This is a genomic window from Vibrio chagasii (assembly GCF_024347355.1).
Lineage (GTDB): Bacteria > Pseudomonadota > Gammaproteobacteria > Enterobacterales > Vibrionaceae > Vibrio > Vibrio chagasii.
On the sequence record NZ_AP025466.1, the window covers coordinates 997,991 to 1,019,413 of the forward strand.

General features: G+C 36.6%; 28 protein-coding genes. All 28 read right to left on the minus strand.

The window, feature by feature from the left end; genetic code table 11:
* Positions 1-959: 959 nt before the first annotated feature.
* The 28 genes from OCV52_RS20245 to OCV52_RS20380 all read right to left on the minus strand — a co-directional run bounded on the left by OCV52_RS20245 (position 960) and on the right by OCV52_RS20380 (position 20,752).
* Positions 960-1,508, minus strand: a complete 549-nt coding sequence (locus tag OCV52_RS20245; RefSeq protein ID WP_137407179.1) for a hypothetical protein — start codon at positions 1,506-1,508, stop codon at positions 960-962.
* The gene (locus tag OCV52_RS20250; protein WP_137407178.1) at positions 1,509-2,045 is read right to left on the minus strand and encodes a sigma-70 family RNA polymerase sigma factor; all 537 of its coding nucleotides are present in this window, start codon (positions 2,043-2,045) and stop codon (positions 1,509-1,511) included.
* A gap of 9 nt (positions 2,046-2,054) precedes the next feature.
* Positions 2,055-2,702, minus strand: a complete 648-nt coding sequence (gene fliP / locus OCV52_RS20255; protein WP_240700670.1) for a flagellar type III secretion system pore protein FliP — start codon at positions 2,700-2,702, stop codon at positions 2,055-2,057.
* On the minus strand, positions 2,689-2,952 hold the full coding sequence (locus OCV52_RS20260) for a hypothetical protein (RefSeq protein ID WP_137407177.1): 264 nt from the start codon (positions 2,950-2,952) through the stop codon (positions 2,689-2,691). Before OCV52_RS20260 ends, fliP begins: the two co-directional genes overlap by 14 nt.
* 3 nt (positions 2,953-2,955) lie before the next feature.
* Entirely contained in the window at positions 2,956-3,186 is a 231-nt protein-coding gene (locus OCV52_RS20265) for a FliM/FliN family flagellar motor switch protein (protein ID WP_137407176.1), read from the minus strand.
* 2 nt (positions 3,187-3,188) lie between these two features.
* Positions 3,189-3,854, minus strand: coding sequence for a hypothetical protein (locus OCV52_RS20270; protein WP_137407175.1), 666 nt, complete (start codon positions 3,852-3,854; stop codon positions 3,189-3,191).
* Positions 3,847-4,992, minus strand: a complete 1,146-nt coding sequence (locus OCV52_RS20275; protein ID WP_137407174.1) for a flagellar hook-basal body complex protein — start codon at positions 4,990-4,992, stop codon at positions 3,847-3,849. The genes OCV52_RS20270 and OCV52_RS20275 overlap by 8 nt, the downstream gene beginning before the upstream one ends.
* Before the next feature lie 16 nt (positions 4,993-5,008).
* The gene (locus tag OCV52_RS20280) at positions 5,009-5,434 is read right to left on the minus strand and encodes a flagellar hook assembly protein FlgD (protein WP_137407173.1); all 426 of its coding nucleotides are present in this window, start codon (positions 5,432-5,434) and stop codon (positions 5,009-5,011) included.
* Positions 5,415-6,134 (minus strand): hypothetical protein, encoded by a 720-nt coding sequence (locus OCV52_RS20285; protein ID WP_137407172.1) that lies wholly within the window; start codon positions 6,132-6,134, stop codon positions 5,415-5,417. The genes OCV52_RS20280 and OCV52_RS20285 overlap by 20 nt, the downstream gene beginning before the upstream one ends.
* Positions 6,070-6,549 carry a hypothetical protein gene (locus OCV52_RS20290; protein ID WP_261900901.1) on the minus strand — a complete coding sequence of 160 codons (480 nt, stop codon included), beginning with the start codon at positions 6,547-6,549 and terminating at the stop codon, positions 6,070-6,072. Before OCV52_RS20290 ends, OCV52_RS20285 begins: the two co-directional genes overlap by 65 nt.
* The gene (locus OCV52_RS20295; protein WP_137407170.1) at positions 6,479-7,834 is read right to left on the minus strand and encodes a FliI/YscN family ATPase; all 1,356 of its coding nucleotides are present in this window, start codon (positions 7,832-7,834) and stop codon (positions 6,479-6,481) included. Before OCV52_RS20295 ends, OCV52_RS20290 begins: the two co-directional genes overlap by 71 nt.
* Positions 7,824-8,462, minus strand: a complete 639-nt coding sequence (locus OCV52_RS20300) for a hypothetical protein (RefSeq protein ID WP_137407169.1) — start codon at positions 8,460-8,462, stop codon at positions 7,824-7,826. The genes OCV52_RS20295 and OCV52_RS20300 overlap by 11 nt, the downstream gene beginning before the upstream one ends.
* A 17-nt stretch (positions 8,463-8,479) precedes the next feature.
* The gene (locus tag OCV52_RS20305; RefSeq protein ID WP_137407168.1) at positions 8,480-8,836 is read right to left on the minus strand and encodes a hypothetical protein; all 357 of its coding nucleotides are present in this window, start codon (positions 8,834-8,836) and stop codon (positions 8,480-8,482) included.
* On the minus strand, positions 8,823-10,166 hold the full coding sequence (locus tag OCV52_RS20310; RefSeq protein ID WP_137407167.1) for a flagellar M-ring protein FliF C-terminal domain-containing protein: 1,344 nt from the start codon (positions 10,164-10,166) through the stop codon (positions 8,823-8,825). The genes OCV52_RS20305 and OCV52_RS20310 overlap by 14 nt, the downstream gene beginning before the upstream one ends.
* A 3-nt stretch (positions 10,167-10,169) precedes the next feature.
* Positions 10,170-10,433 carry a flagellar hook-basal body complex protein FliE gene (locus OCV52_RS20315; protein WP_137407166.1) on the minus strand — a complete coding sequence of 88 codons (264 nt, stop codon included), beginning with the start codon at positions 10,431-10,433 and terminating at the stop codon, positions 10,170-10,172.
* A gap of 1 nt (position 10,434) precedes the next feature.
* On the minus strand, positions 10,435-10,830 hold the full coding sequence (locus OCV52_RS20320) for a flagellar basal body rod protein FlgC (RefSeq protein ID WP_137407165.1): 396 nt from the start codon (positions 10,828-10,830) through the stop codon (positions 10,435-10,437).
* Positions 10,831-11,145, minus strand: a complete 315-nt coding sequence (locus tag OCV52_RS20325) for a hypothetical protein (protein ID WP_137407164.1) — start codon at positions 11,143-11,145, stop codon at positions 10,831-10,833.
* Between the two features lie 9 nt (positions 11,146-11,154).
* A complete protein-coding gene (flgI, locus tag OCV52_RS20330) occupies positions 11,155-12,276 on the minus strand; it encodes a flagellar basal body P-ring protein FlgI (protein WP_137407163.1) in 1,122 nt (373 codons plus the stop codon).
* Between the two features lies 1 nt (position 12,277).
* Positions 12,278-12,868: a flagellar basal body L-ring protein FlgH gene (locus tag OCV52_RS20335; RefSeq protein ID WP_240700669.1), complete on the minus strand. Its 591-nt coding sequence runs from the start codon at positions 12,866-12,868 to the stop codon at positions 12,278-12,280.
* The gene (flgA, locus tag OCV52_RS20340; RefSeq protein WP_170222430.1) at positions 12,865-13,470 is read right to left on the minus strand and encodes a flagellar basal body P-ring formation chaperone FlgA; all 606 of its coding nucleotides are present in this window, start codon (positions 13,468-13,470) and stop codon (positions 12,865-12,867) included. Before flgA ends, OCV52_RS20335 begins: the two co-directional genes overlap by 4 nt.
* 72 nt (positions 13,471-13,542) lie before the next feature.
* Positions 13,543-14,301: a flagellar hook-basal body protein gene (locus OCV52_RS20345; RefSeq protein ID WP_137407161.1), complete on the minus strand. Its 759-nt coding sequence runs from the start codon at positions 14,299-14,301 to the stop codon at positions 13,543-13,545.
* A gap of 3 nt (positions 14,302-14,304) precedes the next feature.
* Positions 14,305-14,952, minus strand: a complete 648-nt coding sequence (locus tag OCV52_RS20350) for a flagellar basal body rod C-terminal domain-containing protein (RefSeq protein WP_137407160.1) — start codon at positions 14,950-14,952, stop codon at positions 14,305-14,307.
* 2 nt (positions 14,953-14,954) lie between these two features.
* Positions 14,955-16,973: a flagellar biosynthesis protein FlhA gene (locus OCV52_RS20355; RefSeq protein WP_137407159.1), complete on the minus strand. Its 2,019-nt coding sequence runs from the start codon at positions 16,971-16,973 to the stop codon at positions 14,955-14,957.
* An 11-nt stretch (positions 16,974-16,984) separates the two neighbouring features.
* Positions 16,985-18,028, minus strand: coding sequence for an EscU/YscU/HrcU family type III secretion system export apparatus switch protein (locus OCV52_RS20360; protein ID WP_137407158.1), 1,044 nt, complete (start codon positions 18,026-18,028; stop codon positions 16,985-16,987).
* A 12-nt stretch (positions 18,029-18,040) separates the two neighbouring features.
* Positions 18,041-18,817, minus strand: coding sequence for a flagellar biosynthetic protein FliR (locus tag OCV52_RS20365; protein ID WP_240700668.1), 777 nt, complete (start codon positions 18,815-18,817; stop codon positions 18,041-18,043).
* A 1-nt stretch (position 18,818) separates the two neighbouring features.
* Positions 18,819-19,082, minus strand: a complete 264-nt coding sequence (locus OCV52_RS20370; RefSeq protein ID WP_137407156.1) for a flagellar biosynthetic protein FliQ — start codon at positions 19,080-19,082, stop codon at positions 18,819-18,821.
* Positions 19,079-20,206: a tetratricopeptide repeat protein gene (locus tag OCV52_RS20375; protein WP_137407155.1), complete on the minus strand. Its 1,128-nt coding sequence runs from the start codon at positions 20,204-20,206 to the stop codon at positions 19,079-19,081. The genes OCV52_RS20370 and OCV52_RS20375 overlap by 4 nt, the downstream gene beginning before the upstream one ends.
* Positions 20,207-20,230: 24 nt before the next feature.
* Entirely contained in the window at positions 20,231-20,752 is a 522-nt protein-coding gene (locus tag OCV52_RS20380; RefSeq protein WP_240700667.1) for a tetratricopeptide repeat protein, read from the minus strand.
* Positions 20,753-21,423 lie beyond the last annotated feature (671 nt).

Here is a 21,423-nt window from a genome sequence, read left to right on the forward strand (position 1 = left end):
GGAGATAAGACGTTCAGGGGGACACTTCATGAAGGGGGGATGGGGCGACTGATTGATAGCGCTTATTAACGGCTTTTATTGTCGGCTCTAACAGTGCCCCATGCTTGACTGGACTGAGCCGCTCAGACACAAGCACAAGCACAAGCACAAGCACATTGTTTAATAATACCAGATGGGCCATAACGAAAAGCCCAGCAAATGCTGGGCTTGATATCTTATATGACTCATCTCCTATGGTTTTGATATCATGACTGAGACTTTTGAACCAGTTTGAGTTCTTTACTTACAAAAACAGAGAAGACAAGACTTTGACATTAGCTAGCCTGTATTGTGACCCTTTAGTCAGTATTAGTGCGATAGATGCAGCCTACAGATTCGCAAAAATTAAACCATCAAGTACCAGTAAATAATAGCGCAGTTCTTTAAAAGAACGGTTCTCGCAAACTTTTGCAATTATAAATTCACTAACTCTCTCACTGTGCTATACACCCCAATCATCACTATGCCTGAGATAGTTTCTATGTAAGTCCTTGCTGCAGTTGTTCCTATACCGAGATAAGAGGTCTCGATAACAATTATGCTAGCAGTGGGGGGCAGTAAACAAATCAAGAAGATCCACGCCAATAGTTGATTCAAAAACTCCGCATTCAAAATTTCGTTAAAGCCGAAAGCAAGGACAACAACACTGACCAATATCATCGTCCTCATAAGATGGTGCGTTGGATACAACGAAAGGTCTGTTTTATCAAAGATTACCTCAGACAACCAAGTACCAAGTATCATCATCCCCTGAAAGCTCACTAATAACTTGGACACAACATATATGATATTCGTATACTTCGATGCTCCTCCCAACAGGAATCAACAAACAGCCAATAGATAGGGCTAGCACCAGAAGCGAAGTCAAAACGCTTTGAATCTAGACCGTCAGGAACACTTAGTTTACAAACTGACAAAAATCACTGTTTATAGATTGATAATAAGGATTCAACTTCATTATTGACCCGATGTTCAGTCATCTCCTCGGAATCGACCACAGCTTCATCAACATTTTTTCGAATCTTAACGAGTAAACTTTCAGCATCGGCATTCAATTCAGGATATTTTTTATTATTTATTATAAAATTTTCTAACCTTCTCTCAGCCTCAGAGAACTCCCTCTGCGCTAATGCTTTAAAGGCTTCACTAAAATCCAAAAAATCATCGAGACCTGACCACGTTTCAAACGCTGATTCGTTGTTGTGTAAAGAAGAGAAAAATTGCGCCACACCCAACTGGAATTTGCACAATTCGTTGTTGGGATCTGCCTCCAAAACAATCAAGTAAAGAGCAATCGCTCTATCATATAGTCCGATTTGACAAAGAATTGCAGCATGAATAAAAGAAATAGAACTAAGCTCATACTTCCTTACCTCACAAATATCTAAAGCCTTCGTTAACTCATTCTGATTTACATAATAATTTAGTAATACAAGAATTTCTTCATCATTTAAATTTTCTAAAATCATTTACATATCCATTTTTTTTCTTAGAAACAAAAGTATTTCTGTGTGAAGTTGTGAAACACGAGAGGGCGAGAGATCTAAGGCCACCGAGATGTCTCTTAACGACTTGCCATTGAAATAATGATCGTTAATTATTGTGAGTTTCCTATCGTCAAATAACCTTTCCAACTCCTGAGTGTTAACATCACACTCGAAGACTTCCATACAGTAAAGGTCATAATCAATAGTAGAGAAGTCCGTTAACTCTATGCCATTGATTCGCAACTCTTCAATCGAATCAGTTTGACTATGATATCTATAATTATCTGAAATTGCTTTACTTAACTCGAATTTCATGCATTTAAGTATATAGTTCTTGAGTTCACCCTTACGAGGTTGGAATTTTTTATAAGCATGAAAGGCAGCTATGTATGCAATATTAAAAAACTCATCAAACTCTATTCCGGAAACGGGCCCATAACGCCTAAAAAATTTACCAGCCATCATGTAGCACCAACCGTACACTGATTCAAGGAAAGTTTCTTTCTTTAAAGTATCCACATTAATCTTTTACATTCCAAAACCTTGAATTAGACTGCCAACAACTAATGTCCAGCCATCCACCAACACAAATATTAGTAATTTAACAGGTAAAGATATTGATATCGGTGGCAGCATAATCATACCTAAAGCCATTAAAACGCTAGCAACAATTAGATCTATCAACAAAAATGGCAGGAAGATTATAAAAGAGAACTGAAAAGCGGCTTTTAACTCTGATAACATGAAAGCAGGTATTAAAACACTTAAATTATAGCCTATAATTTCATAGTCATCCTCTTCCCTTTCTGACAAATTCTCGACAAAATCATAATCGCTGTCGTTAACTTTCCTAGAAAGGAAATCTGAAAATACAGATAATCCATTATCAACTGACTCAGCCTGTGTGATTAAACCCTGTTTAAACTGATCATATGAAGACTTTTTTATTTCCCCAACAACTGGCGTCATCGTGAAAAAACTCATAAAAATAGCCATAGATATAATAACAATATTTGGAGGTGTTTGTTGTAAACCTAGCGCTGTTCTTAGTAACGATAGAACGATAACATAGCGCGTAAAACATGTGGCTGAGACCAATAAAAAAGGTACCAACGCAGTAACAGAAAATATGAAAAATGACTGAACAATAGGGTGAGAAAAATCAATATCCATCATTATTACCTCGGCTTAATTTCTCTGAAGAAATAGAAATAGAGTTGGAGTTGGAAGCAACAAACAATGTTGAGCCTTCATACTCTAAAACATAAACCTTTGTAGAATTATCGAGATATACTTTTTCTTTTACTTTTATATTTTTTTCATCATTAATCTTTCTAAATAACTTTGTTTTAGAAAGAAAACGGACAGAGATTAAAATAAAAGCAAGTAGAAAAAGCACTAAGATATACTCAATGCTTAAAGCCATTAATCACTCCAAAACATCTGTTACTTCTACAGAAAAATAACCGTTTTTATCAATTAAGATACCTTTAGCGATAGTATTACCATCGAGAATAACTGCTACTTTATCTGACAGTTCAACACCAGACTCAATAACATCTCCAGTTTTCATATCCATCAAATTATCTAATGTTGTCGTTAGTTTCCCTACGTTTATTTCCAACTCGACCTTAACGCCTTTAAATTTTCTTGATTTCATAATCAACCTACAATTATTTTAGTATTTTTACCATTAGATATAAATATTCGATTGGGAAGGTAATCACCGTCATGATATAGCTCCAAACCATTTTCAATAATATTCTTAGTAGATATTACACTTCCAACTTCAAGAGCTAAAATTTCATTTATATTAACAGTAACACCTCTAATAACACAATCTAGAGACACTTCTTCTTTGTTACACAATGACAGCAACTTACTTTTATTTATACTCACACCATGACTTTTTGAATATAATTCAACAAAATTTTGAGATAAATACTCTAATGATAAGCCCACAGTAAAGTCCACGCTACCTATAACTTGGAAGTACTTTAAATTAGATGAACAATGAGCACCTACTTTAAAGAGGTTATCAATTTTGTCCGTCAAAACCAGTTTGCATAGGTTCTTGCATTCAGATATTTCGCTATTGACCAAGTTAAAAACGCTACCAAATTCTTTACTTAGAAAATTAACCCAAGCTTGGTCATCGAGCATAACTTTACCGTATTTACCAGAAACACAGACTGCGTTTTGAGCTTCCTCCGCACTATTTAACTCATTTATAGTCAGCAAACACTGGCTGGTGCCTACGATTCTTTCATAAATCGTTTTTATTAACCTATGTTGTGATGATTTTACCAAACTAATACTGTTAACCACCGGAGCCACCGTATAATTGTTCAACGAGCTGGTTTGCTACTGTCATTACTCTAGAGCTGGCTTGATATGATCTCTGTATTACCATCATATCGCCAAATTCTTTCGCCAAATCAACATTCGAAAGCTCTATCGCACCACTGACGAGACTCGCATCTATGCCCTCGCCAATCTTTAAGAGGCTTGGAGCCTCTTCGCTACAAGTCAACAAATGTCCCGAGTAGTTAATAAAATGGTTATAATTTTCTACTTTGGCTAAAGCAATCGTAGCTAATTTCTCGACTGCACCATTACCGTATGTAAGAGAAATATTTCCTTTTTCATCAATAGAAATATCGTTATAAGGGGATTCTGTACTCCCATCGGCGTCACTTATTTTTAGTGATGAAGGTTGGCTAGACTGAGCTAAAATAACCCCAGCCAATGAGCCAGCATCGCCAAAACTGAACTTAATACTCTGCTTTTCGGAAATAGTACACAACACCTCTGTGGCACCAGCTTGTAATGTTCCGTTCGCTCCAAAACTTACTACCCCGTAACCCACTTGATTATCTCTAGCGTCTAAAATTGACACCTCCCATTCATTTGAATCATCAATGCGAGAAACCATCGCTTTTAAAAACTGGAATGAACCATCTGAGCTAACATAACCAATCTGCTCTAACGTCGCTTCTCCTTTGTCAACCGATATTTCTCCCCTTAGTGAAATTGATGTTGTTGGCACTGCTGGTATTGAAAGTCTATTTGAAATATCAACTTTTCCGAGTTGCCCACTCTCGCCAAAAGCGACTATTTGAAGGCCACTGAGCTTGTCAACCAAGACATTATCATCGTTGAGCCTAATGATTCCAGCTCTGGTGTAATACTGATCGTCTCCATCTTGTAAGGTGAATAAGCCTCGACCATCGATGAACAGGTCTGTCGGATTAGATGTTTGCGAAACCTCACCTTGTGTATACCTTTGCTGTACTGAAGAAACCTGTGAACCTAACCCTTTTGATGGGGTTTCAACATTTTGCATAAATACATCTTTGGCTTTGAAACCTGGTGTTTGCATATTTGAGACGTTATCACTAACAATATCCAACGCTTTACTACTAGCATTCATGCCAGATAAACCATTATAAAATGCTTGAAACATTCGCTAATTTTTCCTTTCACTTATAGATTCTAGATAATGTTGATAAGGGTATATTATTGATATAAACATCCTCACCAGACGAGTCTTTTGATTTCAGAGAAACTACCGCTCCTGTTGAGGTCAATCCCACAGATATAACCTCTCCGGTCGTAATCTTGCCTGCCGAAGTAGTCTCTGCGTTTTTACCAATCAAACTGACACCTTGTGTCGACTCTACAAGCCTACGAACGGCAGATAATTCTTGGTTAGACATCCTGCTTGATTCCAATAATGAAAATTGAGCCATTTGTGCTAAAAAATCTTGGTTGTTTACTGGCTCCAAAGGATCCTGAGCCTTGAGTTGTGACATAAATAACTTAATAAAATCATCCTGTCTTAAAGCAGAATTTGCCGAAGAAACATTGCCAGATTGGTTAACACCACTAATTGGTTGTATAGCCACTAATCCTCCTAAATGACCCGTTGTGCTTAATATCTATTTTACTGTATTGGCCTTGGCACAATTTCTCGCGAATGCTTTCAATATCTACTGCTCTTAAGGTACCTCGATAGTCTCGTATATATACTTTCAAAGCACCTTTGTAAGGAACAACTTTAACCAAAAGCAATGAAAAATCTCGAGCGTGATACATAGACGGCTTGGATGTTAAAGAATGAAGCCTCTCTTGCATCTGTACTTGCTGTTTCTGTTTTTGGTCAACTGAAATTACCGTTCCCAAATGAGTATCAGGCTTGTTGTTAACCGTAGGTGAGGAGTTGCTCGCAAATATAGCAGGGCCAGTCTCTTTATAAATTATCGACTTTATTTTCTCGACTACAGGTAAATTTATGGAATCATCTGCCAAACGCTCGACAAGATTAACAAAGTCGCCATTAGCGATTAGGGACTGAAAATATTGACCATCCATTAAGGCCTGCCTGTACCCACCACTATTAGTGATGTTTTCGTGCATATCACTCTCTATATTTGTATTGTGGTCTCTTTTAACACCACTTTGATTTTCTTTAAGGTTAGAAAGAAAATCAAATGAGTTATTTAAAGAAGTCGTGATTCGTTCGCCTAGAAATTTACTATTATTAACAGTGTTTTTTTCTGGTTGGCAGCATACTTTTGTCCCTAGTATTTCTGTTGCACTTCTCATAGATATGCCTACTCAAATTATCATCTAAACTACGATTAACCCTATTAGATTCCAAGTCTTTATTCTGACTGACTTCTAGCTTATTCGAGAAGTTTTTCAAAGCTTCTTGATAAGAGTTAAATTTACTTATCTTTATATTTAGCTCTTGTATTCTTTGTTCGACCTCAGATAGCTCAATCAAATTTTCATTAAAATTATCAACAATGTTACTTACAATTTTATCCATAACATCATGGTTAATATTAAGCTTAGAGTCATTCCAAGATTCTAACTTAAACAATAGCGATTCCTTAGCCTCCTCTAGTTTCTCCGTACGAGAAATCAAGGCTTTTAAGTCTTTCTGGCTATGATAAATCACTCTCTGATTTTGTGCTTTTTTTAGTTCTACTATTCGTTTTGTATTTCGATATTTCATGTATCATTTCTTTATTTAGGCTTTCGCCTGAGGAGTAAAGCTCAACATCCAATAATTCCTTCAATCTAATAAGATCATCGATATCTGAATTTGAGCCTGGTACATGAATGCCTGTTTTCACCACGTCTTCAATATCTGAGTATTTGCTGTATACCAACATTATATCTTTCAATATCGCTATATCACTGCTACTAAGAATTCGCTCGGTAACTCGTGATCTGCTTTTTAAAATATCAACCGAGGGGTATAAGCCTCTATCTGACAAACGGCGATCTAGAAGTAAATGTCCATCTAAAATACCTCGCATATAATCAGAAATAGGTTCGTTTTCATCATCACCATCAACTAAAATCGACATTATTCCAGTAATGCAGCCACCATTTTTAAAGTTTCCGCAAGTTTCAACCACTTTTGATAATTCAGTAAACACTGATGTAGGATAACCACGGGCAATAGGTAGCTCGCCTCGAGAAATGCCAATTTCTCGAAGTGCATGTGCAAAACGAGTTATAGAATCGACGACCAAAAGAACATGTTTACCCTCATCACGAAAGGCTTGTGCATAAGACAAGGCTACGCTCAGCGCCCTATGTTTCATCATTGGACTTTCATCTGAAGTTGACGCAACAATGAACGTATCTTTACAATAAATTTGAGCCAAATACTCCTCATAAAATTCTACGACTTCTCTACTTCGCTCGCCAATCATTGCTACAATTTTTATATCAGCCTGAAGATTTTTTTGTATTTTGTTTAGTAATGTAGATTTACCTACTCCTGAACCAGAAAAAATACCCAATTTTTGTCCACGCCCAATCGGCAATAAGTGGTCAATCACTTTTATAGACGTGTTCGCGATTGTATCGACTGGAGCACGTGTATTTATCGAGGGAATATTAGTAAACAACGATATATTTTCATGAGTAACTGCATGGCTGCGACCAAAAGTAATATCTTGACCTAAGCCATTGAGGATCTTTCCAAAAGGCTCACGTAGGAATGGGATTTCAGGAAAGGATCCCGTGTATTTGACCCTACTTCCGACACTGACTCCTAAGGGCATTTCTAAAGGAGCTAAGAGCGCGAATTCATCAGCAATCGAAACCACTTCACATTCCAATTCCTGTTCATGAGTAAATAATTTTGCGACCTCACCAACTTTGGCGTCTGTATAACTAGCCTCGATAAAGTAACCATGAACCTGCGTCACCTTTCCATAAACCTGAGTTAAGCTAGATACAGAAACTCTATTAAAAGCTTTTTTGACCAGAAGCTTAGAGGGCATCAATTAACTCCTGCACGTTACTTTTAATTTGAGTTTTAATACCTTGTAGCGAAAGATGTATATCTTGGCTTTTTAAGCGAACAATTACCTCCCCGTCAACCAATGATGAATTAATTTTAAGCTTTACTATTTCTTGTTGAGACTGATTAATTTCTTCATAAGCACGAGGAGACACTTCCATAGTGATGCTCTTTTGTGCATTAGCCTCAGCTTGCCCCAAAGCATAATGATAGAAATAATCATTAAATATTTCAGGGCTTAGTACACCATCGAACACTCTAGTTAGGTGGCTAATTATACAAGGGTAGAGAAATTTTTCCTCTTCAACTAATTTATTATTAAATATGTCGATAGACTTTTCAAAATGGCTTAAAATAGAGTTGCTGTCTTTAACTGTGCTAGCTTCTCTTTTCAGTTCAATGAGCTCTTTTTTCGCATGGCATATAGACTGCTCTAGCTCCTTGAGCTCGGTCTTGGTATCACGTAACTCTTCTTGAATTGAAGTATGGGCCTCCTTAGCCGCTTGCTGATAACCTTTGTCCTTTGCGTTTTCAAAGGCTAAATCTAGCTCCTCAGAAAATGTCTCTTGTAAATATTTCTTAATCGACTCCGAATTAAACACTGCCATACTTTCTACAACTCCGTTTAGTTATTTTGCGTAATGAGTGTTTCTAACGCTCTTTTGCTCGAAGTCGAAAAACTAGTGTATGCCACATAAGCTTCCGATACTGATTGAACATTGAAACAATTACTGCTTACGAGATAATCCAGTATTTTCACCATTTTTTGACGCTCCGGCGTCTCTAAAGTTATCTCTGGCGATTCAGGCACCTTATTGGATATAAGAGCCTCACGTAATAGAGAGAGAGGGACTTTAGGTACACTATCTAACTCCTTTCTCAATTCGTTGAGCACTGGTTTATCTAATTTTGAAAAGACAGCTCCTCTTATGGAATCTGATGCTTTCAAAAACAACAGCCAGTCTGAATTATTGGCGTTCAATGCATTTCTCCTCCAACCAATTATCCAAACCTTCCAGAACTATCCCTTCTTCTTTCTTCGTCAACTTTCCAAGCCTCTTTAATCGAAGACTCTGCACAATTAAAAGAATAGAAAGTAAAAGTAATAATGAAATTAAAGCTAAGAACTCTGCGTTAAAAGTACCATTCCACCACATGTTTGGACTTTGCTTTACCTCAGCAGCTTTATCGTCAACTGATGAAGTTACGGTATCTAAGATGGGTTCTAATTCAAAATGTTGCTTTTCCGCAGCAACGATTGTCAGTAAATCACCTCGTGAATAGTCTAAAGAAAGAGCACTTGTTACAAGCTCACGCAGTGTCTCCACAGAAAAATGCGCGCTTATAGGCACAATAAGACTTACTGTAACCTTCTGAATACCGCCTTCAGCATAATCGACACTCCTCGTCACCTCACGATAACCAAACTGCTCATCGGTTATTTTTGTACTTGAAGACTTCTTTTTACCATTCTTTACCTCAGTTTTCCTCTGAGTCACTATGGGCTTAGAACGATCATCTATACCTTGCGACGTTTCACTGACTTTATCGTTGTTTAAAACAACCCAAGAAGAAACGCCAATATCCTCTGGTAGAAAATGTGAACTAAGCAAAGCAATAATCTTTTTGTTGATTTGCTCCTCTAAATGTTCTTTCCGGCTGTTCAAAACAACCGCGCTCTGTTCATTGTGTGAAGAAAGCAACTCACCATTGCTATCGAGAATGCTTACGTTTTCAGGTAGAAGGCCGCTCACCGAGCCCGATACCAATGTGCGTACAGAGTGCATAACTATAGAAATATTATTTCGACCAATGCTAGTTAAACTTAATGTTACAGCTGCCTTAGCTTGCAATTTAGATCGAGAGAATGTTTTCTCTCTCGGAATCGCTAGGTGTACACGCGCACTTTCAACCCCGTTTATTAACAGAATCGACTTTTCTAGCTCTCCTTGCAAAGCCCGCTGATAGTTAACTTTCTGATGTAATTCAGACATTGAAGGGTGTGATTCATTAAACAACTCAAAACCGACAACGTTGGGCTTAAACACATTGTCGTTCGTAAGCTGGATTTTGATCTTATTTACATCTTTAGCTGAAACCATCAAACCATTTACGCCTGAAGGTGGGTAATCGAACTCAATTCCTGACTCCTTCAAACTATTGGATATCGAGGCTAAAGTTTGAGAACTCTGATCTGAAAATAATAGTACCTCCTCTCTATTCAATAAATTGATGTATATTGCTAAAGCTAAAACGGTGATTAAAACACTCCCGATAGCAAACAGATACTTACCTTTTTTACTTAATTCCATTGTCTACACTTGCATTGTTGTGATTTCTTTATAAGCATCGATTAACTTATCTCGTAAAGCGACCGAGTACTCGAGAGTTAGTTTTGCTTGTTCCATATCGACCAAAAGAGTATGCAACTCAACATTATGACCATTAGCCAATGCCGAAATACGATCATCAATACTGCTGAGACGCTCGCTAAAACTAGGTCCGGTTTCATTATTGGAGTCAATACTTAGCCCACCAATAATAGAAACGTCTCCCGAACTAATACCTTCAACTTTCATTCTACTTATTACCTATTGTCATAACTTTTCTCGACATATCTTTCGAGTTATTAAAAAGGCGAATACTTGCTTCATAAGCGTTTTTAGCCTGTGATATATTCAAAGTTTCAGTTTCTAGATCTAGCGCTACTCTATACTCTAAACTCCCGAGTTTAGACTCAGTTTTTACTTTAGTTTTATCCGCATTTATTGAATATGTTGTTATTCCACCTGAACCTTTAATAACATCTTCTATGTTAGGTAACTCTCTTACTCTCAAATAGAACTCACCAGGGAGATCGTTTTTTGAGACAAAAGTTTTATTTATGTTTGTAAGATTCCTAGTAGCGGCTTCTAATTTTTTATATTCCAAGGATAATGATAATTCAATCAATTTAATTGAGGATATTTCTGTCATTTATCGACTCCCTTTAAAATTAATTCTTTCAATATCTAACCTCCTATTCAAAACGTCAACGACCTTGTTGTTATGGCTTGAAAGCTCAATTGAACGCATAATTATATCTTCAATGCTCTGCTCACTTTGTGTTATAACCAAAGAGCTGTCTTGTCCATTTGAAACTCCCTCTCCAAATGCTAGTTTTTCAAAGGACACAGAATATTGTGGCTTCCCAAGCCTACCGGCAATCATGTTGTAGTTGTTAACTCTATTAGAAATTTCTATATTCCTTAGAGTAGATGATATTTCATTTAGTATTAAATTAATTTCCATTTTCTCAACTTATTGAATGACTAACTTTCCATTAATAGCGCCAGCTTTATCAGCAGCTTGTAGAATAACAATAATATCCCGAGTTGATAAACCTAAATCCCTAAGATTTTTAACAAGCTGAAACACCGTTGTAAACTCACCTGTTTTTTTAACACTGTATCCGCTTTCTTTTACATTAATATTAGTTTCAGGAACGACAACTGTATTACCTGAATTTTCATTAAACCGACCGACAATAAAACTATCTGGCTGACTAACATTGTATTTTGTCTTAATCGAAAGCTCTAGATTTCCATGGGCCACAGTAATTGACTTAATTTGAACACTTCCACCAGATACTATTGTTCCAGTCCGTTCATTCACAACAATTAATGCTTCCTCATCCGTTATCACTTTCAAAGATTCAATTTGTGCAATAGAACGAACAATGTCATTCTTGCTTGTGTATGGAATAACTACTTCAACTTTGCCAGAGTGAACAGCTTCAGCATCAAAACCCAAAGATAAAATAGCATCAGCTACGTTGATCGCTGTACCAAAATCGGAGTGGTTTAGAACAATTCCAACTTTGCCATCTGCATTGACCATGCGGGCAATATTTTCTCGTTCGATTGTTCCACCTTTAGGAACGATTCCGACCGTCGGGTGATTCTTTTGTTCAGTGTTACCAAATTGTTCAAATTTATAGCCACCAACTGAGATTTGCCCTTGTGCGACAGCATAAACATCTCCATTCAATGCTTCTAGAGGAGTCAATAAAAGTGTCCCACCAACTAAACTTCTAGAATCTCCAATCGCAGATACAGATACGTCAATTTTGTCTCCTTTTTCAGAAAAACTCCCGATATTCGCTGTAACCATTACTGCAGCGGCATTACTACTGTTTACTTCCTTATCACTAACAAGCACTCCAAATGCTTTTAATGTGTTAGCGATACTACGTATTGTGGATTTATTCTTACGAGAGTCACCACTACCGGCAAGACCAACAACAACTCCATAACCGATTAGGGCATTATCTCTATCTCCTTCGAGCCTAGCGATATCTTTTAACCGAGCGTAGCCTTCATCAGCGAAGAGGTTGGTAGGTAGAGCTGTTAACATCAATACGACTAAAAACAAATTTTTCATATCAGAACCCTAACCACCTAAATAAAAGACGAAAAACATTAGGGTTTCGATTGTCGTTGACCTCCCCGATACCGCTAAGCTCAATAACAGCTGACTCTATCCTTGAAGAAACAACTAAATTCTGAGCAGTCAAATCCTCAGGTCGAACATAACCGCTAATGGTAATTTTTTGCTCTTCGCCATTGACGGTTACGTACTGCTCACCGAAAATTTTCAGCATGTTGTGCTGGTCAATCTCAGTAACCCGAGCAGTAATTGTCGCACTGATACTGCCGTTACGAGAAGTACTGGACTCACCTGCCATGGACCCATTCAAACCAGTATCCAAATTAAACGAGTTACTATTTAGCTGCTGTGAGATACCAACCGAATGCTTATTCTCTGCATCCAAACCAGCAGAAGACGTTGCTTTGGCTGTTTCCTGAACTAATATAGTGACGACATCTCCAACTGAAGTTGCTCTTTGATCAGCCCACTTTGCTTTATAGTTTTTAACATCATATTCAATTGGAAAAGCCGCAGTACTGAAAAATAAAAATTGCGCTGCAGTGTATATTAATAAACACCTTTTGATATTCATATTCATATTCATTTGGCCAACTCAACCTGATCCTTTTCGACTACAACCGCTTGCAATATTTTGGCAGACCTTTTTACACGCACTTTAACAATATCTCCTACATTTCCTGACTCAAGAGCCTTAGCGGAAAGAAATAAATCAAACCCCACGCTTCTCGATATTAACTGAACTACATCATTTTTATTTACGTCGCGTTCCTTTTCAAGGTCACTCAAACACAAGGGTGCGCCCGATTTAATATTAGAAATAACAACTCTGTTAATTAGTTCTTTTTTTTTCAGTGGTGCATTGCTTGTGCAGGTAAAACCATTCCGCATACCCCATTCAATATCAGTGTGGTTGATTTTCTTCCCTTTTGATAAATTATTCTTAGCTTTCCACCCTTGGCTTTGACTTTCAACTCTGTACCATATTGACTTACTTTTTTCATTCAACACCCCACCCTTATTGATTAGCCTATAATTAACAGCACATCGACTAATTTTAAACCTACATACAACTTCATGGAAGGTATAGTTATTATGGTCAATTTTTCCTTCACCTAACGGACTAATTAATACCTGTGTGAACCCCACTTTATTTAGGTGTATTTCTAAATATTCTTTCGGGCTCAATGGCTTGTGATCAGCATATGTGATAGAGGAAAAAATTAGGATGAAGAATATAATTGACATAAAAAATATTAATCATCGAATCAAGTTATTTATCGTCTCTAGTATTTGGTCACTAGTTTGTATCACTCTCGAATTCAACTGATATGCTCTTTGTGCCGCCATTAGTGTCACCATTTCTTCAATCATGTTCACGTTAGACATTTCGGTATACCCCTGTAAAAGGATACCTGCACCATCTTCACCAGGAGTTAAATATTGCATCCCACCAGCCGATTCGGTTTCATACCATAAGCCACCATCACCGGCTTTTAATGACTCAGCCGCATCGAATAAAACGAGTTCTAACTGGCCTAAGACTAAAGGTTCAGTTTCACTTCGTGTACGGCCTGTTACCTCGCCATTTCTATCGACCAAAATTTCTTCTACATCAGGAGGAACAACAATATTTGAGCTTAATTTATGACCTTGAATAGTAGCAAGAGAACCATCCTCGAGCTTTTTGAGCGTTGAAATACGCGTATAGGCTGTGAGCCCATTTTCTGATTCAACCTCCAACAGACCATTTCCTTGTATAGCTAAGTCCATTGGTGAACCAGTAAACTTATATTCCCCATCGGTAAATCGATGAAGTGAACCGGAAATTTCGACACCAGAACCAATCTCAGGCCCCGGAATATCCCCAGCTGGCGTTGGCGAAACCAAGCTGTTGAAAATTGGTGTCGAGGCCTTATAACCAGGAGTATTAATATTGGATATGTTGTTTGAAATCATATCTATATATTGTTGTTGGGTGCGCAAAGCCATTTCAGCCTTACTCAATGCTTCTATCATGGTTTATTTTCCTAACTCTGTTATGGTCTTTTGTAAAATTTGGTCATAGGCTGTGTAAGACTTTTGTACCGATTGTGTATGCTTATTAAGAATCATCAATTGTAAAACTGCATCCGAAGGCTGCACATTTGATTGCTCTATGTAACCTTGACGAAAAAGACTATTGCTAGAGAGTTCTAGCTCTTGCCCACCGGAAATATAGATCTCACCTCCTTGATACTGTTTCTTTTGCCATTGAGCGGGCTCTACAGCTAATAATTTCCCACGATTCACACCCTCAACTAGTATCTCTCCATTTGTTCTTAACTCGAACTGATCATTCCCCAAAAAAATACCACCGTTCCTTCCTTGTAAAATATACCCTGACGATGTCACCAAATGCCCACTAGCATCTATATTAAATTGTCCATTTCTTGTTAACATCCAGGAATCGCCCTTTCGAGCGACAAACCAACCAGAGCCTTCTATTGCTATATCTAGATATCGACCTGATTTAGCTATTTCACCTTGACTACTATCAATACCTACTTTATTGATTAAGTGAGCTTTAAAACCCGGTGTAGTTACATTACTAGTATTGGAGCTAACTCGTTCGATATTATCTAGGTTTTCTTTTATCGACTGAAGTACGATTTCAGGCACTTTGTTCATTATCAACCACTCACTTGACCAACGGTTTTAACAGACAGTACCCCTTTGACCTCAAGCGCTGACAGAACCGCCAACCTTGGAATAACTCTCTCTGTAATTTGTCGTATTGGATATCGCAAAGAGCTTGAACAGAGTAAAACAGGCTCCAAACCTTTAGATATTAGCTTTTCACTTTCACTGACTAACTGTGTAATAATATTTTCTAGATCTGCTGGGCTTGCTGCATCATCTGTAAACGTACTGGTCAATGTTGTTTTTAAACGCGCTTCAACGACTGGAGAGATTGTTATTACTTGTAAACAATCACTTTCATCTAAATAACGCTCGCATAACCTAAGTGAAAGCCTTTCCCTAACTTTTTCAACCATTAAATTGGGAGTTTTTGCTAATTCAGAATGTTCCGAACAAGCCTCTAAAATTAACTCACTATGACGTATACTAACCTTTTCAGATAATAGTAAGCGTAATATTTGTTGTAATTCTGAAACTGACATTGCCTGTGGAATCAACTCATCAACTAGAGAAGTATTCCTGCTTTTTATATTGTTAAGAATATTTTCAACATTCATCCTAGAGATGATTTCATGCATCTGAGACTTCAACGTTTCTGAAATATGGGTAAACAGTATCATTTCAGCTTCTACAAGTGTGCAGGATTGACTTTTTGCAAAACTACTTTGATTATTACCAATCCAAAGGGCTGGTAGCCCATAAGCTGGTTCTTTTGTTTCTTCACCATCTATATTTTTAAGACACTCAGTTTTTCCGATAGCTAAAAGTTTGTCAGGTCGTACTTTTCCTCGAGCATACTTGGCACCGTGAATATATAGTTCGTATGCTTCGCCATCAAAATCATCATCTTTAATTATATTTAATTCAGGTAAAATAAGTCCATATTCCTTAGCAATTGATACTCTCAAAGCCTCAAGTCTAGAGTTAAGTGTCCATTGGTTTTCGGCCACAAGGGTATACAATGTCGAGCCCAAAACAATCTGTATCGGGTGTACTCTGATAACTTCGGTTAAATCCTCTTTAAGTTCATTAGATTCAAGAGCTGAGGTATCAGCTTGTCTTGTTTTAATTGTCAGAAAAACCCCTCCCCCAAAAAGGGCGATTGCAAAAATTAGGGGTAATGGAGGCAAAACACCAAAGCTTAAAACAATACATAAAGCTAGCGTAACCATAATTAGAGTTCTCGGGTGAGAAGCTATTTGCTTACCTATCTCATGACTTAGCTCGTAATCTGTCGCTGCCCTAGTTATAATTATCCCCGTTGCAACGGCAATAATAAGTGAAGGTATCTGAGTGACTATACCGTCACCGATGGTCAAAAGAGAATAAATAGTTAAAGCATCATTCCAGCTCATCGAGTGTTGAGTCACACCAACAGCGATGCCGCCAATAATATCAATTAAGATAATAATTATTCCGGCAATAGCATCACCTTTAACAAACTTAGTTGCACCATCCATCGCACCATAAAAGTTTGCTTCTTTTTCAATCGTGGCTCTTCGTTCTCTTGCTTCCTGTTCTTCAATGAGTCCCATATTCATATCGGCATCTATCGCCATCTGCTTGCCAGGCATACTATCAAGCGTAAACCTAGCAGCGACTTCTGCTACTCTTTGAGCGCCGTTCGTTATAACTACATACTGCACGACAACCAATATGATAAATACAATAAAGCCTACAATATAGTTACCTGATACAACAAACTCGCCAACAGCACTAATAACATCGCCAGCATCGCCCTCTCCGAGAATCAGTCTTGTCGCAGATATATTTAATGCCAGCCTAAATAATGTTGCTATCAGAATAATGGACGGAAATGTTGAAAAATTTAGTGGCTTATCAGTGCAAAAAGTAAGCAACAAAATAAGGAGTGCTACACTGAAATTTATAATTTGCAAAAAATCTAATATTTCTGATGGTACAGGTAAGAATATAACCATTAGTATGGAGGCCACACCAACGATAAATATATTACTTTTCCAATCTTTTACTAAGTACTCTTTGAACAAAATAAGACCTATTATTCCAAACTATACAGCCACCTATATAAAGTAGCAACCTCATCATAAATTTCAGGTGGAACCTCTGAATCAATAGCGACAGAACTATATATCTTCCTAGCTAATAAAATATCGACCTTAGTCGTTACATTATTTTCAACAGCAACATCTTTGATTCGTTTTGCTATGTAACCTTTACCCTTAGCAACAACTTTTGGTGCCAACATTTTATTTTTGTCAAATACCAAAGCTACCGCCAAATGAGTTGGGTTCGTAATCACTACATCTGCGGAACTCACAGATGAAATTGAAGACAACTTTTCCTTTAGCTCTTTCTGCCGTTTTCTTCTCTGCTGCTTTACTTCTGGATCACCTTCTTGGTTTTTGTATTCATCTTTAATCTCTTTTCTACTCATTTTCAATTCCTTAAGGTAAAACCAAGACTGGAATTTAAAATCTATCACGGAAAATGGAATCATCAGAGCTATAAAAAAAAGAACTGTATCTTGTACTATCTTAGAGAGAAAAATCAAAAAACCATCTATAGATGGATTAAAATGATCATAAATCCCCTTAAATGAAAAAATAAAAAAATAATATACAAAAATACCAATAATTATAAGTCTGGTTATATTCTTAAAGAAATCAAAAATTATCTTTTTTGAAAAAATTTTTTTAAATCCTTTTATTGGATCTATTTTCTTTAAATCAGGTTTCAAAGGGTGGAAGCTAATTAACCCACGAGTTTGTAAAACATTTATAGTAACAGATATAATAATACTAAGAAACATGACCGGCATGATAGAAAGAAGAAAACCATCAAACATATTTCTAACAATCCAAAAATTATTATTAGGTTCAATTAAATGTGCATTTTTTAACACCTCCTCCATGATCTTTATAATTTTCAAACCAATAAAATCAAATAAAAAGCATAGGGAAATAAAAAAAACTACTACTCCACCAATTGCACTTAATTCAGTACTCTTTGCTACTTTTCCTTTTTTTCTAGCCTGCTCTACCTTATAAGGGGTAGCATCTTCATTTTTTTCTTCTGAACTCATCTTATAGACTATTTAATACAGTGAATCCCAATACAAAAAATTTGAAGTAAAGATCTTCCTAATTACTTTTTCAGCATAATTGGATATAAATCCAAGCATAAAAATTGCCACTAAAACTTTAGCAGGTAAGCCAACAAAATATATGTTAACTTGAGGCATCATTCTACTACAGAGACCTAATACGACTTCAACCCACAATATAGATATCACAACAGGGGCAACAAGCATAAAACTAACTACCAATTGACGGGTGAAAAAGGCTATTGATTTATTAACTGAAAAATCCTGATAACCACTAAGAATCGGGTAATATTCAAATGTTGAAGAAATAACATATATTATCAAATAATGTATATCAAGAGCAAAAAACAATAGCATTGAAAATATTAATATAGCTCTACTTAATATTGGTTCAGACTGATTCATTGCAGGATTAAATATACCAGAAGGATTAAAGCCGACCTGAATATCCAAAAGCTGAAAAACAGTCATCATAGCGCCATAAGTCAGTATCAATGAAAACCAAAAAAAAGAACCAATGAAAAATTCAGATAATATCGATAAAGCAAAAGGCGCTGCTCTCAAACTCGAAACTTTTTCAATTAAATACGGTTCAAAAATATTAGAGCTGATTAAGAATGACAAATACATTATCAATGCAATCTTTATATACTTTGGAAGCATATACAATGGATTGAAACTCTTAAAAAGCAGAGGTGGTGTAATTCTGGTTATCACAAGTAAAAAAGTAATTATAAAACTTGTAACCTCACCTTCTAAAATTTTCACCCTATAGCCCCGAAGCATAGTGAAATGAAAATTCCGTAAACTCTGTGAGCAGATTTATCATCCAGTTAGAGAAAAACATAATTACACCTGCAACTGCCAACATCTTTGGAACAAAAGTTAACGTCATTTCTTGTATTTGAGTAACAACCTGTAAAATACTAATGACTACTCCAACAGTTAATGCTACAAAAAGAATAGGACCGCAGACAAGTAAAGCTGTACTCATTAGCTTACTCAGTAAAAAGGCTGCAGCGTCTACATTCATCTTAACCTCATACTTAACCTTTCCAGAACAACATCTTTAATGGTTTTATCAGTGGCATCTGAGCTAAATTTAACAATCCCATTCATTATCAACTCAGATTCCTTTGCTTTACCAATATGATCCAAGTATATCGCTCGGCTAAACAGAGCGGACGCGCAGCTACTGTCTAACCTCAGGGCGACTTTCGACAGCTTTTTAACTTCAATCCAGAGCTGTTGACTTGCTCGGATCATTGACATGCCACCATAGGCCTCTGCAAAGTTTTTATCTAATTCAATTGATGCTTGGAAGTTATCTTCTGCATTCTCTAAATCACCTTTTAAAAAGTAACACCATGCTAAATTAACTTTCGAACCGCAATGGAATGGCATAACTTTACACGCCTTCTCGTATAAAGAAATCGCGAATTCAATATTATTACTATACATTTCTAAAAGCGCTTTAATGACAAGAACCCGGCCAACAAGGGGGAAGTCATCATATAAGCTATTAATAGCAACGCTAGCTTCATCAGTTTTAAATTTAAATAGCAATAATGTAGCAATCACAAGTCTTGCATCAAAATTCGTTTTATCTATATTTAAAGAGGCTAAGGCTGATTTCTCAGCATGAACATAATTACCATTATCTAGATAAAGTAGTGCTAGGAGACCCACTCTCTCAGATTCTATTTTTTCGGATATCTCTAATACATCTAAATTGACTAGTATATCTATAGCTAAGGATAAGTCATCTTGAGAGCTCATACAACGTACTTTCAAAATTTGATGCTCGGGGTCAACACTTGAACAATCGTTTAATATTTTTAACGCATCGGGATTATTACCAGCGTTAAAAAGAGCATATGCATAATTTATTCTCAATGAATCGCTGACAATTCCCTTCTCAAAAATTTTTTTGTATATTTTTGCAGCTTCTTCAAATTTCATTTGAGCTATATACAAATGTGCATACCAAGCTTGGAACCTAACATCATCACCATATTTACCAGTATTTTTTTCTAAAAAATCCAATGCAGCTTCGATATCGCCACTACTCGCTGTAGCAGCAACTACTTCTAATGCTAGCTCATCATTATCTGGATCAGCTTGGTAATATTCTAGTAACTTATCTAGTGAGATCATCCGTCTTTTAAAACCATGAGATTATTAATGAACATTTTCTAAAACGTTAGTATCCTGAGAAGTGTCACCAGAATTTAATTCATCAATTAATTTTTTACCATTTTGGGCGTAATAATTGTCTTCTTCAGCAGACTCTATCAACAGTGTTAATAGGTACCTACACTCACTTTCATCATTATTGTTTAACAAAAGTACTGCCTTATGAAATAGCACTGGAGGATAGTTAGGCTCATCTCCTAATACCATATCCCAATGCTCTAACGCTTTGTCTATTTCGCCGATCTCTCGATATACCATTCCCAACTGGAATCTCTCATGAACACGTGATGGAGCTCTTTCTAACAGTCGAGAATAACACTCTGCCGCGTCAATAAATAACTGTAATTTTGCATATACGCTGCCTAACATAGAGTCGAGCTCATCAGAAACAACACCTTTTTTTCTCATGAGTTTTAGTTTTTCTAAACCTAACGCTAATTCATTTTTTTCTAAATCAATGGCAGCTAACGCTAATAGCTCATCAGATGAAAATAATTCTAATTCCAAAATGCACCTCTTTTAATACAAATTCCATCAACTTCATTCGCCTAATTAATTGATAGTAATTTTATAATAGAAAAAACACATGTTAAATGACATATATCTTAAATAGCGCAGCAAACAACAAAACAAATGATAATTATTTTTATTACTATCATTTTTGGGTTAATTTTCATACAAAGCATTGATGAAATACGAGTACAAACACACCAATTGAATGACTCGTTGACAAGTTATTGAAACGTCTGCGTTAAAATGGACAGGCTCCCCACCCAAAATCATACTCATTAAATGCGTCAATATACTGATCACATCTATTTCAGTTCTCTTGCCATTTGATCCATTAATACTAGCAAGCAACTATAGTCAGTCATAGGTAATGTACTGGCAGATGTGGTGTTGTAGCAAGACGCAACTTTTCGATTTGGTAGTGCAGCGACGTTAATGTTTGAGCGGTCTATGGCCAAGAATAAAGAGGCTCAATCTACCAAGTCGCTTCGCAAATAGGAGTGAACCTATCAGTCATGTATACGAACATACGTATCAAAAAACGCTTCCATACCAGCGAAGTTGCCGGACCCCCCTCCGGTAAACATTAAGGAAATCTCCATAGAGAGGTCATTAAAACCTCACTATGTTTATCATTAGCAACATCACCACTTTAGTTCCAAAGAGCA

Excerpts from the sequence above, each read along its gene's own strand:
- OCV52_RS20360 (WP_137407158.1), bottom strand. The coding sequence starts at position 18,028 with ATGAGTTCAGAAGAAAAAAATGAAGATGCTACCCCTTATAAGGTAGAG.
- OCV52_RS20350 (WP_137407160.1), bottom strand. The coding sequence starts at position 14,952 with ATGAACAAAGTGCCTGAAATCGTACTTCAGTCGATAAAAGAAAACCTA.
- OCV52_RS20325 (WP_137407164.1), bottom strand. The coding sequence starts at position 11,145 with ATGGAAATTAATTTAATACTAAATGAAATATCATCTACTCTAAGGAAT.
- OCV52_RS20310 (WP_137407167.1), bottom strand. The coding sequence starts at position 10,166 with ATGGAATTAAGTAAAAAAGGTAAGTATCTGTTTGCTATCGGGAGTGTT.
- OCV52_RS20275 (WP_137407174.1), bottom strand. The coding sequence starts at position 4,992 with ATGTTTCAAGCATTTTATAATGGTTTATCTGGCATGAATGCTAGTAGT.
- OCV52_RS20335 (WP_240700669.1), bottom strand. The coding sequence starts at position 12,868 with ATGAATATGAATATGAATATCAAAAGGTGTTTATTAATATACACTGCA.
- OCV52_RS20345 (WP_137407161.1), bottom strand. The coding sequence starts at position 14,301 with ATGATAGAAGCATTGAGTAAGGCTGAAATGGCTTTGCGCACCCAACAA.
- OCV52_RS20260 (WP_137407177.1), bottom strand. The coding sequence starts at position 2,952 with ATGGCTTTAAGCATTGAGTATATCTTAGTGCTTTTTCTACTTGCTTTT.
- flgI (WP_137407163.1), bottom strand. The coding sequence starts at position 12,276 with ATGAAAAATTTGTTTTTAGTCGTATTGATGTTAACAGCTCTACCTACC.
- OCV52_RS20285 (WP_137407172.1), bottom strand. The coding sequence starts at position 6,134 with ATGAGAAGTGCAACAGAAATACTAGGGACAAAAGTATGCTGCCAACCA.
- OCV52_RS20295 (WP_137407170.1), bottom strand. The coding sequence starts at position 7,834 with ATGCCCTCTAAGCTTCTGGTCAAAAAAGCTTTTAATAGAGTTTCTGTA.
- OCV52_RS20315 (WP_137407166.1), bottom strand. The coding sequence starts at position 10,433 with ATGAAAGTTGAAGGTATTAGTTCGGGAGACGTTTCTATTATTGGTGGG.
- OCV52_RS20375 (WP_137407155.1), bottom strand. The coding sequence starts at position 20,206 with ATGATCTCACTAGATAAGTTACTAGAATATTACCAAGCTGATCCAGAT.
- OCV52_RS20245 (WP_137407179.1), bottom strand. The coding sequence starts at position 1,508 with ATGATTTTAGAAAATTTAAATGATGAAGAAATTCTTGTATTACTAAAT.
- OCV52_RS20265 (WP_137407176.1), bottom strand. The coding sequence starts at position 3,186 with ATGAAATCAAGAAAATTTAAAGGCGTTAAGGTCGAGTTGGAAATAAAC.
- OCV52_RS20300 (WP_137407169.1), bottom strand. The coding sequence starts at position 8,462 with ATGGCAGTGTTTAATTCGGAGTCGATTAAGAAATATTTACAAGAGACA.
- OCV52_RS20290 (WP_261900901.1), bottom strand. The coding sequence starts at position 6,549 with ATGAAATATCGAAATACAAAACGAATAGTAGAACTAAAAAAAGCACAA.
- OCV52_RS20320 (WP_137407165.1), bottom strand. The coding sequence starts at position 10,830 with ATGACAGAAATATCCTCAATTAAATTGATTGAATTATCATTATCCTTG.
- OCV52_RS20370 (WP_137407156.1), bottom strand. The coding sequence starts at position 19,082 with ATGAATGTAGACGCTGCAGCCTTTTTACTGAGTAAGCTAATGAGTACA.
- fliP (WP_240700670.1), bottom strand. The coding sequence starts at position 2,702 with ATGATGGATATTGATTTTTCTCACCCTATTGTTCAGTCATTTTTCATA.